The sequence below is a fragment of the Prescottella sp. GW823-FHT02E09 genome (assembly GCF_058797375.1).
The window spans coordinates 63,160-75,788 of record NZ_JBXAJP010000003.1; the positions used below are offsets into that span (position 1 = coordinate 63,160).

The following is a 12,629-nucleotide window of genomic DNA, read 5'->3' on the forward strand; positions in this document are numbered from 1 at the left end:
TAATATGCGCAGCTCCCCCGACTCCCCCGACCTAGGCGACGCCGGTTCCGGTCTCGGTGCCTGCCTTGTCACCGCTGCGGATCTCGACGATCGGCAGCGTCAGCGCGGCCGGCGCACCCACCGGGACCACCGGGTTCTTCGGCGCGACGGGCGAAATCCGCTGGTAGCCGACGCCCTGCTCGGGCCTGGTGTCCTGCTCGCCCTTGTTGGGCCACAGCGATGCTGCCCGCTCGGCCTGAGCACTGATCGTCAACGACGGGTTCACACCGAGATTCGCGGACACCGACGCCCCGTCGACGACACTGAGAGTCGGGTACCCGTACACACGGTGGTAAGGGTCGATCACGCCGTGGTCGGCATCCGAGCCGATGGTGCAACCACCGAGGAAGTGCGCGGTGAGCGGAATGTTGAACACCTCGCCCCACGTGCCGCCGGCGACACCGTCGATCTTCGCGGCGATCCGTCGGGTGGCCTCGTTACCGGCCGGGATCCACGTCGGGTTCGGCTCGCCGTGGCCCTGCCTGCTGGTGACCTTGCGGCGGCCGAGGATCCCCTTCTTGGTGTACGTGGTGATCGAGTTGTCGAGGTTCTGCATCACGAGCGCGATGATGGTGCGCTCGCTCCAGTTCTTCACCGACAGCATCCGGAGCATCTGCCCCGGGTTGGCCGCGATCACCTTCAGCAGCTTGATCCAGCGCGGAGTGGTGCCGCCACCGTCCGTCATGAGCGTCTGCAGCAGACCCATCGCGTTGGAGCCCTTGCCGTAGCGGACGGGCTCGATGTGCGTGTCCGACGTGGGATGGAACGACGACGTGATCGCGACACCGTGGGTGAGGTCCATCGCGGGATCGACCTTCATCTTGCCCGCGCCGACGATGGACTCCGAATTGGTGCGGGTGAGCTCGCCGAGGCGAGGGGACAGCTTCGGTAGCGCCCCGGTGTCCTTCATCTTGTGCAGCAGGTGCTGGGTGCCCCACGTGCCGGCCGCGACCACGACGTGCTGCGCCGTGTACGTCTTACGACCCTTCCGGACCTTGGCCCCGGTGCGGTGGGTCGCGACGTCCCACGTACCGTCCGACCGCTCGTACAGCGACTCGACGGTGGTCATCGGGACGATCTCCGCGCCCGCCTTCTCGGCGAGACCCAGGTAGTTCTTGACGAGTGTGTTCTTGGCGCCGTGCCGGCAGCCGGTCATGCACTCGCCACACTCGATGCAGCCGGTGCGGGCGGGTCCGGCGCCGCCGAAGTACGGATCGTCGACTGTCTTGCCGGCTTCACCGAAGAACACCCCGACCGGCGTCTGGATGAACGTGTCCCCCACGCCCATGTCCTCGGCGACCGACTTGATGACCTCGTCGGCGGGGGTCATGTGGGGGTTCTGGACGACACCGAGCATCTTGCGAGCCTGCTCGTAGTGCGGCGTCAGTTCGGCGTCCCAGTCGGTGATGTCCCGCCACTGCGGATCCTGGAAGAACGACGACGGCGGCTTGTAGAGAGTGTTGGCGTAGTTCAGGGAACCGCCGCCGACGCCCGCACCGGCGAGGATGAGGACATCACGCAGCAAGTGCACGCGCTGGATGCCGTAGCAGCCCAGTGCCGGCGCCCACAGGAAGCGCTTGAGATCCCAACTGGTCTTCGCGAAGTCGGCGTCGGCGTAGCGGCGCCCGGCCTCGAGCACACCGACCTTGTAGCCCTTCTCGACCAGTCGGAGCGCGGTGACGCTGCCGCCGAATCCGGAGCCGACGATCAGCACGTCGTAGTCGGTTGCGCGCTGCTTGCCCATAGGACACCTCCACCATGAACGGATTGTTACTCGCCAGTATGCACCGCGATCCTGTGACTCATGCCACAAGGGTGCCCTAACCGTAACCACAGGTCTCACAAAAGGAAGCGGATCCCCGAAAGACACGAACGGCCCGGCACCGAGGTGCCGGGCCGTTCGCCGAGGATCCGATGTCAGGCGCGAACGCTCAGACCGACCTTCTGGAACTCCTTGAGGTCGGAGTAGCCCGACTTCGCCATCGAGCGGCGCAGACCGCCGACGAAGTTGAGCGAACCGTACGGGTCGTCCGACGGCCCGTTGAGAACCTGATCCAGCGCCGGACGCTCACCGTACGAGACCGGCAGCAGCGAGCCACGCGGCATCGACGGGTGTGCGGCCGCGGACGGCCAGAACCAGCCGCCGCCCGGAGCCTCCTGTGCGACCGCGAGGGGCGCACCGATGACGGCCGCGTCGGCACCGCACGCGATGGCCTTCGCGAAGTCGCCCGACGTGGTGATGTCACCGTCGGCGATGACGTGGACGTAGCGTCCGCCGGTCTCGTCGAGGTAGTCCCGGCGGGCCGCGGCGGCGTCGGCGATCGCCGTCGCCATCGGCACGCCGATGCCGAGCACCTCGCGGGTGGTTGTGGCGCCCTCGGTGGAGCCGTAGCCCACGATGACGCCGGCCGCGCCCGTCCGCATCAGGTGCAGCGCGGTGCGATGGTCGCTGACGCCACCCGCGATGACCGGGACGTCCAACTCGGAGATGAACGTCTTGAGGTTCAGCGGCTCGCTCTCGCCGTGCGCGACGTGCTCGGCCGAGATGATCGTGCCGTGGATGACCAGCAGATCGATGCCGGCCTTCACGAGCGCCGGGGTGAGCGCGCGGGCGTTCTGCGGGCTGACGCGCACGGCCGTGGTGACACCGGCGTCACGGACCTGCGCGACAGCCGCCGCGAGCAGCTCGGGCTGCAGCGGTGCGGCATGCAGTTCCTGCAGGCGCGCGACGGCCGCGTCGGGATCGATCTCCTTCTCGGCCATCTCGGCAAGCTCGGCGAGCTTGGCCTCGACGTCGGCGTGCCGACCCCACAGGCCCTCACCGTTGATGACACCGAGGCCACCGGCCTTGCCGAGCTCGATCGCGAACGACGGCGACACCAAGGCATCCGTCGGATGCGCCAGGACGGGGATGTCGAAGCGGTACGCATCGATCTGCCAGGCCGTCGACACCTCCTTCGAGGAGCGGGTCCGGCGAGAGGGAACGATGTTGATGTCGTCCAACTCGTAGGTGCGTCGGGCAGTTCTGCCCATGCCGATTTCGACGAGGTCGCGCACGCGCGCCCCTTTCTCGATTGTTATGAGTGCTTAGCGGGCAGCGTAGTTCGGCGCTTCGACAGTCATGGTGATGTCGTGCGGATGGCTCTCCTTGAGTCCCGCCGCGGTGATCTGTACGAACTGCGCCTCCTGGAGCTGCTCGATCGTCCCGGCGCCGGTGTAGCCCATGGCCGCACGCAGGCCGCCGGTGAGCTGGTGGATCACCTGCGACAGCGGACCGCGGAACGGAACCCGGCCCTCGATGCCCTCGGGGACCAGCTTGTCCTCGGCGAGCACGTCGTCCTGGAAGTAGCGGTCCTTGGAGTAGGACTTGCCCTGCCCACGGCTCTGCATGGCACCGAGCGAACCCATGCCGCGGTAGCTCTTGAACTGCTTGCCGCCGACCAGGATCAGCTCGCCCGGGGACTCGGCGGTGCCGGCGATGAGCGAGCCCAGCATCGCGGTGGACGCGCCGGCGGCGAGCGCCTTGGCGACGTCGCCGGAGAACTGCAGGCCGCCGTCGGCGATGACCGGGATACCGAGCGACTTGCACGCCGCCGTGGCCTCGAGGATCGCGGTGATCTGCGGGGCACCGACACCTGCGACGACGCGGGTGGTGCAGATCGAGCCGGGGCCGATACCGACCTTGACGGCGTCCGCGCCGGCCTCGACCAGCGCGAGAGCACCGGCACGGGTCGCGATGTTGCCGCCGATGAGCTGGACGCGGTCACCGATCTCGGCCTTGAGCTTGGTGATCATCTCGAGCACGCCGCGGGAGTGTCCGTGCGCACTGTCGACGACGAGGACGTCGACGCCCGCGTCGGCCAGCGTCATCGCGCGGACCCAGGCGTCGTCACCGACACCGACCGCCGCACCGACGAGCAGGCGTCCGTCGCGGTCCTTGGTGGCGTTGGGGTGCTGCTCGGTCTTGACGAAGTCCTTGACCGTGATGAGCCCGGTGAGCTTGCCGTGGCCGTCGACGATCGGCAGCTTCTCGATCTTGTGACGACGCAGCAGGCCGAGCGCGACCTCGGCGGTGACACCCTCACGCGCGGTGATCAGCGGCGCCTTGGTCATCACCTCGGCTACCGGACGGTTCTCGTCGACCTCGAACCGCATGTCGCGGTTGGTGATGATGCCGACCAGGGTGCCGGTCTCGTCGGTGACGGGCAGACCGGAGATGCGGAACCGCGCGCACTTGGCGTCGACCTCGGCGAGGGTGTCCGACGGGCTGCAGGTGACCGGGTCGGTCACCATGCCGGCCTCGGACCGCTTGACGGTCTCGACCTGGCCGGCCTGCGTCTCGACGGCGGAGTTGCGGTGCAGAACACCCATGCCACCGGCGCGCGCCATGGCGATCGCCATGCGGGCCTCGGTGACGGTGTCCATCGCCGAACTCACGAGCGGGACGTTGAGGCGGATCTCGCGGGTCAGCTGGCTCGAGGTGTCCACCTGGTTGGGGACGACGTCCGATGCCGCCGGCAGCAGCAGCACGTCGTCGAAGGTGAGACCCAGCATCGCAACCTTGTTCGGGTCGTCTCCCCCGGTGTGCACGTGCCCTCCGGTACTACTCATGCGGCTCGGGCCCTCCATGAAGCGTCGATTGATAGTGATAACGGAAGAAGAGTCCGGGCCGACGAAAAATTCCCTGCGGGACTTCCCGTGCGCAGACCTCCGTGGACCATGGTATCGGCTCGCCCGAAAGTCCACGCGGGCCGTCCCGGCGACTCACCCACGGCTATCAGCTAGCGCAGACCGGGCCGAACTGCGTACCGTGGTGTTGTGCGCGATCAACTGCCTCCCGGTCTTCCGCCGGACCCCTTCGCCGGTGACCCTGCCGACCCGTCTGCTGCGCTCGACGCGATCGAGCCGGGCCAGCCGCTGGATCCCCACGAGCGTCTCGCCGTGGAGGAGGACCTCGCGGACCTCGCCGTCTACGAGGCGCTGCTCGGCCACCGTGGCATCCGCGGACTGGTCGTGTGCTGCGAGGACTGCCAGCAGGACCACTACCACGACTGGGACATGCTGCGCGCGAACCTGCTCCAGCTGCTCGTCGACGGCACGGTCCGCCCGCACGAGCCGGCATACGACCCGTCACCCGATGCGTATGTGACGTGGGACTACTGCCGCGGCTACGCGGACGCCTCGATGAACGACGCCCTGCACGGTGACGGCTTCGATCTCTGAGCGACACCCCTCGACACGGCTACGGCCCGGCAAGCGTTGCTTGCCGGGCCGTACTCGTTGGTGCGGGGACCACGCCCCTGAATCGTCAGGGCGAGGGCGTCACCGGCGGCTGTCCGCCCAGTGAGCCACTGGTGGCCCGTGTGGTCGACGTCGCAGGCGACGTCGTCGTGGTCGTCGTGGGAGGCGATGTCTCGGACGTCGAGGTCGCCGGATTGGGAGTGGAGGTCGGCGACGGTGACGACGGCTGCGACGGCACTGTCGAGGTGCTCGGGAGCACGCCCTGTACGCGGGGGTCGATCGTCGGTGACGGCCACCCCGTGACCGGCGACGACGGCTCCCCCGAACTGGCGGACGACGAGTCACCGGCAGTGGCAGGTGGTGGGGTTGGCGAGGGAGGCACGACCGGCACCGGCGGCTGCACGACCTTCCCCAACTCGGTCAAGAGGCGGTCGCGCCACACGTTCAGCTCGTCCCGGGTCCCGGCCTCGTTGACCGCGTTGGCCCGCGCACCGGCCGAATCGAGCTTGGCCTTCGCGCCGGCCGCATCTCCCGACGCGATGAGCCGCTCGGCATCCTGGAGATTGGACGTCGTGTCGATCTTCGCGACGGTGGAGGCCGCCCGCTCGGTGAAGACGACCTGCTTGACACCCCACAGCGGGTCACCCGGTTCGGCGTTGTACGAGAAGATGCTCATGCCGCCCATCGCGATCGCGACGACGGCGGCGGCCGCGGCGATCGGTCGGAGCAGTCGGAGCTGGCTGCGCCCGGACCGTGACCGGGTCGACAGTGAGTCCTGCGCCTCGAGTTCGCGGTTGACACGAGCGACAATGTCGTCGAGGTCCGGTTCGGCCGGCAAGGGCTGCGCCAGGATCTCGGTCCGCCAGTTCGCGAGGAGCGCGGCGACCTGGTATTCCTCCGGACTGTCGGTTGCGACGGGGCGGTCGCCGACGATCGCGTCGATCAGCGCATCGTCACGACGCACTGCGGCGACATCGACGGGTGCGCCGTTTCCAGCGAGATCGGCGTGGGGATCGCCCGGCTCGCCATTGTGGCCCCTAGCCATGCCTCTCACCTGCTCTCGTCACTTCCTTCTTCAACTTGGCAATGGCTCGGTGTTGAGCCACCCGCACCGCGCCGGCGGTGCTTCCGACTGCGGCTGCAGTCTCCTCCGCCGACAGGCCGACCACGAGCCGAAGGACGAGGATCTCGCGGTGCTTCTCGGGAAGCGTCTGAAGCAGTGCGTTCACCTGTCGGCTCGTTTCCGAACTCAGCGCCCGTTCTTCGGGACTGTCGTCGGAGGAAACGACATCTGGTACTTCAGCAACTGGATCGGATTTGTTACGCGCAGCGTTTCGGTGAGCGTCAGCGACCTTGTGTGCGGCGATGCCGTAGACGAAAGCCATGAACGGACGACCCTGATCCTGGTAGCGCGGAAGCGCCGTCATCACCGCGAGGCACACCTCCTGCGCCACATCGTCCGCGGACAACTGCCCACGCTCCGCGGCGCCGACCCTGGCACGGCAGTAGCGCACGACCAGAGGGCGAATACTCTTCAGGACCTGGGCCAGAGCATTCCGATCGCCCTGCGCTGCAGCAGCGACGGCGGAGTTCAACTCCTCACCCGTGTTTGACATCGTCAGCGCGAATCCTGGCGTTACAGTGGCACGTCCCCCCAGCCGGGTGTGCTTCCGCCTCACGGCGGAACGTCTGTAAGAGTAACGACTGAGTCCGACGTGTCACCGCATCGTCCGAATATCCGGCGGTCATTTCGAGAACCTGCCACCCCGGCGCGCGATGGTATCGGCGCATTCGTCACGGACGGCGCGTGCGGCCGGATCCGGGCGCACACCGTCCACCAACATCGCTGCGGCCCATCGCAGTGGAAGCAGTCCGTGTGCACCGGCATCGACGAGGACCCGCTCCGCGGTCTCGAGCGCCAGGCCCGGCTCCGGCCTTCCGGTCGCCGACGCCGCGAACAGCAATGCGGACTTGATCCGGTGCCGGACGGACGGGCAGTCGGCCGAGCGGTCGACCGCGGCCCGGGCGTGGACGGTGGCCGTTCCGAAGTCTCCGGCCGCCAGCGCGATCTCGGCCGTCACCCAGTCCAATCTGACGTGCTGACGCCACAGAGTGTCCGGCTCACCGACCGCGGACAGGTACGCGTCGCAGCGGGCGAGCAGTCGGCGCCCCAGCGCCAGCCGGCCGCACCCCAGCGCGTCGGCGGCAAGTCCCGTCAGGGCATCGCAGCGCGCCTCGTGCCACCACCGGTCACCGGTGCCGGTCATCCCGATCAGCGCCAGCGCGGCACCGTCGTATCCGGACGCGACGGCGTGGCCCCCTAGCTGTCGCAGCAGGGACGCCTGCGTGCTCGCCGCGAGCGACGCGACCGCCGGCTCGGTCGTGGACATGCGGCGTAGCCGACCGAGTTCCGCGCGGGCCTGCGCGTACCGCCCCTGGCCGCCGAGCGCGACGGCGCGGCGCCAGCGCCCCAACGGATCGGCGGGCACCGGTAACGGATTCCGCCCCGGATCCGGACCGAAGGCAGCGCCCCCCAGGTCGTGCGGATCGTACGGATCATGCAGATCGTGCGGCATCCGGTGATCATGCCACTGCAGGCACCGACGCCATTTCGAATACCGGCCGACCCGGTTCGGTACTCATTGACGATCCCGAAGTCCACGTATACGACCCCGCCGATACTTCCCCAACTGGACGCCCGTTTAATAATGTTCGTGCACCATGACGGCGATGCGCCGAGTAGATGTGATTCAAATTTGAAGAATTCGTGGCCACAAGGTTAACGAGAATCGCCGAACAATACTCCGGAGTAACCAGCCAATCGCGACGATTCAGGACGATCGTCCAGGTGAGGGCAGCGCCGCTCCACATGGAAGCGCTGAGCCCCGTGTCGCTACGCAATCACATACACCGCCCCTTGTAAATGTCCAGGGCGTTAATTCTTACGTCCAGGGATATGGAAATCACCACTCAGCGTAAGTGTTGACGGGATTTCATATGCCCCTTTACGGTTGCGGGGCGTAACCGATTTCATTGGTCTTGTCATCCCGGGGGGTGGCGGGCCGCTCGCAGCGTCACCGCGAGCCTGCTGACAGAGGAGTCCTGATGCCCGTTCCGAATCATCTTCCCGGCCCGAATGCCGATATCTGGGATTGGCAGATGCACGGGCTGTGTCGTGGTGTGGACTCCGCCGTGTTCTTCCATCCGGACGGCGAACGTGGCCGGGCCCGGGCACAGCGGGAGAGCCGCGCCAAGGAGATGTGCCGGCAGTGCCCGGTGCTGGCACAGTGCCGCAACCACGCGCTGTCGGTGTGCGAACCGTACGGGATCTGGGGTGGGATGTCGGAGTCCGAACGCGAAATGCTCACCAGGCAGTCCCGCCGTCGCATCGCTTAGGGGTGCACGTCACCCGTAGGTGAACGAGTACACACGTAGGCCCGGGGACACCTCGATGTCGAGGTCCCCGGGCTGCGTGGTGCCCGCGTCCACCAGCGGGTAGAGGGTGGGTGCGCCGCCGATCCGGGTCGAGCGGCTGACGCCGTCGTGGGTGGACGTCACGTCGCCCTCGCCCCCGACCACGATGTACACCTTTGCCGCGGTGTACCGCAGGTCGATCCGCGCACCGGACAGGGCCGTGGCGGCCTCGTTGTCGAGCGCCCACTCCCCCGCCGGCGCGAAACCGTCCCCGCGTCGCGGGTCCGGGATCGTGAACCGCGCGGTCCCCGGCTCGTACGGAGTCACACCGTCGTACAGGCGGGCGCGGCCCACGGACAGATAGGTCTCGGGGGTCGTACTCCCCACCGTCGGGGTCCGGTCGGCAGCGTCCACGGCGGGCGGGAGGTCGGCATCCGCACGCGCGTCCCCCAGAAGCTTCCTGATCAGATTCTCGGTGGCCGCGTAGTCGCCCTCGCCGAACTTGATGTGCCGGACCGTCCCCTGCGCGTCGATCAGGTAGTGCGCGGGCCAGTACCGGTTCCGACAGTTCGTCCAGGTGGCATACCCGTTGTCCAGCGCGACGGGATAGGTGATGCCGAGCTTGTCGGCGCCGTCCCGCACGTTGCGTTCCTCGCGCTCGAACGCGTACTCGGGCGTGTGGACGCCGATGATCTCGAGTCCCTGATCCTTGCAGGCGTCGTACCACGCGGTCAGGTGCGGCACGGACCGCTGGCAGTTGATACACGAGTACGCCCAGAAATCGACGAGCACGACCTTTCCGCGCAACGACGCGAGGTCGACGCCCGGGGCACCGACAGTGTTGAGCCACGACGCGATCCCGGTGATGTCGGGTGCCGTGCCGCAGCTCTCGAGGTCCGGCGCACCGTCGGTGCAGTTGTCCAGTTCCCGGTTCTGGTCGTTGACCAACCCGCCGAGATCGAGGGTGTCGCGGACGGTCTCGGCGCCACCGATCCTGTCCTGCAACGCAGTCGTGTAGTCCGGAACCGCGCGCTGAAGGCGTTGCGGCACATCGAGTACCAGTGCGACGGACAGCGCGATCATCACCAGACCGGCCGCGACCCGAATCCCCCGCTGGCGGTTCCGGAAGGCCGCGACCCGTTGCGAGACTCGTGATCCGGCGAGGCCGAAGAACAGCAGCGGCAGCGCCGCCCCGACCGCGAACGACATGGTCAGCACGATCGTGTCGACACCGATGCGGCCGGTGGACCCGGCGACGACGATCGCGGCGAGGACCGGACCCGCGCACGGCACGTAAACCGCACCCAGTGCGAGGCCCAGGACGAATCCGCTGCGCTCCGGCCCCACCTGATGCTGCGGGATCCACGAGAAGGGCTTCTCCAGCAGGTGCTGCACCTGCGGGAAGATCAGCCCGACGCCGATCACCAGCAGCGCGATCAGGCCTGCCCAGCGCAGGGTGTCCTGCGGCAGCCCCAGACCCGACAGTAGGAGCGAGCCCAGCAACGTCAGGATGCCGAAGCTCACCACGAGGCCGGCGATCACCAGGTAGGGCCGCAGGTTCCGCGCCCCCGATCGCGAGTCGAGTCCGCCGGAGAAGAACACGACCGGTAGGACCGGAAGGATGCACGGCGAGATGCCGGTGATCAGTCCTCCCAGGAATCCGATGAGTGCCAGTACGCCCATGTCGATGCCTCCGCACGTGGAATGTGCGAGTCATTCGGCGTGGGTGGACATGCGGATGGGCCCGAAACGTGTTTCCGCCCCGACCCATCCGGGGCGCCCGGTGCTCCGAAGACCTTACCGACAGTGCAGAAGCCCCTCTGAAGGAAGGCAGTCCCATGACTACCAAGACATCCCGTCTGATCGCCGTTGCCGCCACCGCATCGATCGCGTTGCTCGGCGCCGCAGGGTGTTCGTCCGACGACAATTCTGCAGACGACTCGACGATGGGCACGACGACATCGGGTTCGACCGAATCCGGAACGATGTCCTCGGGCTCGGCTGCCCCGGCCGCAAATCTGGTGGGTCCCGGCTGCGCGGAATACGCGGCGATGGTTCCTGACGGCCCGGGCTCCGTCACCGGCATGGCACAGGATCCCGTCGCGGTCGCCGCGTCGAACAACCCGATGCTCACGACGCTCACCGCCGCGGTGTCGGGCCGGCTCAACCCGGACGTGAACCTCGTCGGCACTCTGAACGGCGACCAGTTCACCGTCTTCGCTCCCACCGATGCGGCATTCGCGAAACTCGACCCGGCGACGGTCGAGCAGTTGAAGACCGACGACGCCCTGCTGACCGAGATCCTCACCTACCACGTGGTTCCGGGACAGCTGGCTCCCAGCCAGGTCGACGGTGCCCACGCGACCGTCGAGGGCTCGGACGTGACCGTCACCGGATCGGGCGACAGCCTGAAGGTCGACGAGGCCGGCGTGGTGTGCGGAGGCGTCCAGACCGCGAACGCGACGGTCTACCTGATCGACTCGGTGCTCATGCCGCAGTAGTTCGCACGATCAGTAGCCCCAATCCGAGAGGATCCGGCCGATGGACGCTACGGTTGTCCCCTATGCACCCGAGCGAGGACGCGTGAGCTCGGCCGGATCCTCCGGCGGCGATGACGCGTGCCCGGCCGACAACGGGGAGCTCGTCGCCGCGCGTCACGACGAATCGGTTCGGCTGCGAAAGTTGTTGTCGGGTATCGCCGAAGGCGACCGTGCCGCATTCTCCGACTTCTACGATCGGACCGGATCCCGGGTGTACGGCATGGTCCTGCGGGTCCTGCGCGATCCGGGCTTCTCGGAGGAGACCACTCAGGAGGTCTACCTCCAGGTGTGGAAGTCGGCCGGGAACTTCGATCCTGGACGCGGCTCGCCGCTGTCGTGGCTGATGACGCTCGCCCACCGACGTGCGGTCGACCGGGTGCGGTCGGAACAGTCCCACTCCGATCGTGAGGTGGTCTACGAGATCGCGAACCGCGTGGACGAGTTCGATCAGGTCACGGAGGAGGTGCAGCACCGCGCCGAACGGCAGGCGGTTCTGGACTGCCTCCAGGCGTTGACCGACATTCAACGACAATCGGTCACGCTCGCCTACTACGGCGGCCGGACGTACCGCGAGGTGGCGGCCGAACTCGGGGTGGCGGTGCCGACCGTGAAGTCACGGATCAGAGACGGATTGACAAGGCTCAGAGGCTGTCTGGGGGTGATATGAGATGGACGACGATCTGATCGAGTGGGCGCACGTCTATGCGCTGCACGCCCTCGACGACTCCGAGCGCCGCGACCTCGATGCACGGCTGGCGGAGGCGGACGAGGCGACTCGCGCCGAGTTCGACGCCGCGGTCCGACTGGCCCGCGAGACGATGGCCGCCGCCAGTTCCCTCGTCGCAGTCACGCCGCCGGCATCCCTGCGCCACAACCTGATCCGGCAGGTGACGGGCGACGAACTCGCGGCCCGCCGGACGCCCGGGCGCCGATCGCGGATCGCGATCGCGATCGCGTCCGTCGCCGCTGCGGTGGCACTGCTCGCCGGCGGCGTGGTCATCGGTCGCCAGATCACGGAGACCCCGCCGACACCGTCGGTCACCGCGCAGATCCTCGACGCACCCGACATGCACTCGGTGACAGCCGAGATTCCGGGTGGCGGCACGGCCACCACCATGTACTCGAAGGAAGCCAACGCGGCGATGCTGGTGATGAACGGTGTCACGCCGCCGAAGCCGGACACCGTCTACCAGATGTGGCTGGTACATGGTGACGAGCCGGTGCCCGCCGGCACGATGGGCCCCGACCAGGTATCCCCTACCACGACCGCAGTACTCGAGGGCATCGACGGTGCCACCCAGCTCGGTTTCACGGTGGAGCCGCCCGGCGGGTCGACGTCCCCGACGGGCGACATGTTCGCGTCCATCCCGCTCACCTGATCCGAAACGAATCACC

General features: G+C 67.8%; 12 protein-coding genes. 5 read left to right on the plus strand and 7 right to left on the minus strand.

From position 1 onward, the window contains the following. Positions 1-31: 31 nt before the first annotated feature. The 3 genes from AC1RIF_RS08035 to guaB form a co-directional block, all read right to left on the minus strand. Entirely contained in the window at positions 32-1,783 is a 1,752-nt protein-coding gene (locus AC1RIF_RS08035) for an FAD-dependent oxidoreductase (protein ID WP_492600860.1), read from the minus strand. A gap of 173 nt (positions 1,784-1,956) precedes the next feature. Then, positions 1,957-3,096: a GuaB3 family IMP dehydrogenase-related protein gene (locus AC1RIF_RS08040; protein WP_492600861.1), complete on the minus strand. Its 1,140-nt coding sequence runs from the start codon at positions 3,094-3,096 to the stop codon at positions 1,957-1,959. 30 nt (positions 3,097-3,126) lie between these two features. Then, positions 3,127-4,650, minus strand: coding sequence for an IMP dehydrogenase (guaB, locus tag AC1RIF_RS08045; protein WP_492600862.1), 1,524 nt, complete (start codon positions 4,648-4,650; stop codon positions 3,127-3,129). Positions 4,651-4,857: 207 nt separating this feature from the next. On the opposite strand from guaB, the gene AC1RIF_RS08050 reads away from it, so the two are divergent. Then, the gene (locus AC1RIF_RS08050) at positions 4,858-5,262 is read left to right on the plus strand and encodes a DUF5319 domain-containing protein (protein ID WP_031938665.1); all 405 of its coding nucleotides are present in this window, start codon (positions 4,858-4,860) and stop codon (positions 5,260-5,262) included. 85 nt (positions 5,263-5,347) lie between these two features. Here AC1RIF_RS08050 and AC1RIF_RS08055 read toward each other — a convergent pair whose 3' ends face one another. The 3 genes from AC1RIF_RS08055 to AC1RIF_RS08065 form a co-directional block, all read right to left on the minus strand. Further along, a complete protein-coding gene (locus AC1RIF_RS08055; RefSeq protein WP_492600863.1) occupies positions 5,348-6,325 on the minus strand; it encodes an anti-sigma-D factor RsdA in 978 nt (325 codons plus the stop codon). Beyond that, positions 6,318-6,896, minus strand: a complete 579-nt coding sequence (locus tag AC1RIF_RS08060; RefSeq protein WP_031938667.1) for a sigma-70 family RNA polymerase sigma factor — start codon at positions 6,894-6,896, stop codon at positions 6,318-6,320. The genes AC1RIF_RS08055 and AC1RIF_RS08060 overlap by 8 nt, the downstream gene beginning before the upstream one ends. 129 nt (positions 6,897-7,025) lie before the next feature. Further along, entirely contained in the window at positions 7,026-7,856 is an 831-nt protein-coding gene (locus AC1RIF_RS08065; RefSeq protein WP_492600864.1) for a hypothetical protein, read from the minus strand. Positions 7,857-8,385: 529 nt separating this feature from the next. Between AC1RIF_RS08065 and AC1RIF_RS08070 the strand changes: the two genes are divergently transcribed. After that, a complete protein-coding gene (locus tag AC1RIF_RS08070; protein ID WP_114719002.1) occupies positions 8,386-8,676 on the plus strand; it encodes a WhiB family transcriptional regulator in 291 nt (96 codons plus the stop codon). A 9-nt stretch (positions 8,677-8,685) separates the two neighbouring features. Here the strand turns inward: AC1RIF_RS08070 and AC1RIF_RS08075 are convergent, their stop codons facing one another. Beyond that, positions 8,686-10,377 carry a cytochrome c biogenesis protein DipZ gene (locus AC1RIF_RS08075; protein ID WP_492600865.1) on the minus strand — a complete coding sequence of 564 codons (1,692 nt, stop codon included), beginning with the start codon at positions 10,375-10,377 and terminating at the stop codon, positions 8,686-8,688. A 155-nt stretch (positions 10,378-10,532) separates the two neighbouring features. Here AC1RIF_RS08075 and AC1RIF_RS08080 point away from each other — a divergent pair, with 155 nt between their 5' ends. The 3 genes from AC1RIF_RS08080 to AC1RIF_RS08090 are packed head-to-tail and all read left to right on the plus strand — an operon-like array spanning position 10,533 to position 12,613. Then, entirely contained in the window at positions 10,533-11,195 is a 663-nt protein-coding gene (locus tag AC1RIF_RS08080; RefSeq protein ID WP_492600866.1) for a fasciclin domain-containing protein, read from the plus strand. A 40-nt stretch (positions 11,196-11,235) separates the two neighbouring features. After that, on the plus strand, positions 11,236-11,901 hold the full coding sequence (locus AC1RIF_RS08085; RefSeq protein WP_492600867.1) for a sigma-70 family RNA polymerase sigma factor: 666 nt from the start codon (positions 11,236-11,238) through the stop codon (positions 11,899-11,901). Between the two features lies 1 nt (position 11,902). Further along, positions 11,903-12,613, plus strand: a complete 711-nt coding sequence (locus AC1RIF_RS08090; RefSeq protein ID WP_492600868.1) for an anti-sigma factor — start codon at positions 11,903-11,905, stop codon at positions 12,611-12,613. The last annotated feature ends 16 nt before the right edge of the window (positions 12,614-12,629 follow it).

What these genes read in the sequence shown, in the direction of transcription:
- AC1RIF_RS08035 (WP_492600860.1), bottom strand. Translation starts at nt 1,783, where the DNA reads ATGGGCAAGCAGCGCGCAACCGACTACGACGTGCTGATCGTCGGCTCC.
- guaB (WP_492600862.1), bottom strand. Translation starts at nt 4,650, where the DNA reads ATGAGTAGTACCGGAGGGCACGTGCACACCGGGGGAGACGACCCGAAC.
- AC1RIF_RS08055 (WP_492600863.1), bottom strand. Translation starts at nt 6,325, where the DNA reads ATGGCTAGGGGCCACAATGGCGAGCCGGGCGATCCCCACGCCGATCTC.
- AC1RIF_RS08060 (WP_031938667.1), bottom strand. Translation starts at nt 6,896, where the DNA reads ATGTCAAACACGGGTGAGGAGTTGAACTCCGCCGTCGCTGCTGCAGCG.
- AC1RIF_RS08065 (WP_492600864.1), bottom strand. Translation starts at nt 7,856, where the DNA reads ATGCCGCACGATCTGCATGATCCGTACGATCCGCACGACCTGGGGGGC.
- AC1RIF_RS08070 (WP_114719002.1), top strand. Translation starts at nt 8,386, where the DNA reads ATGCCCGTTCCGAATCATCTTCCCGGCCCGAATGCCGATATCTGGGAT.
- AC1RIF_RS08075 (WP_492600865.1), bottom strand. Translation starts at nt 10,377, where the DNA reads ATGGGCGTACTGGCACTCATCGGATTCCTGGGAGGACTGATCACCGGC.
- AC1RIF_RS08080 (WP_492600866.1), top strand. Translation starts at nt 10,533, where the DNA reads ATGACTACCAAGACATCCCGTCTGATCGCCGTTGCCGCCACCGCATCG.
- AC1RIF_RS08085 (WP_492600867.1), top strand. Translation starts at nt 11,236, where the DNA reads ATGGACGCTACGGTTGTCCCCTATGCACCCGAGCGAGGACGCGTGAGC.
- AC1RIF_RS08090 (WP_492600868.1), top strand. Translation starts at nt 11,903, where the DNA reads ATGGACGACGATCTGATCGAGTGGGCGCACGTCTATGCGCTGCACGCC.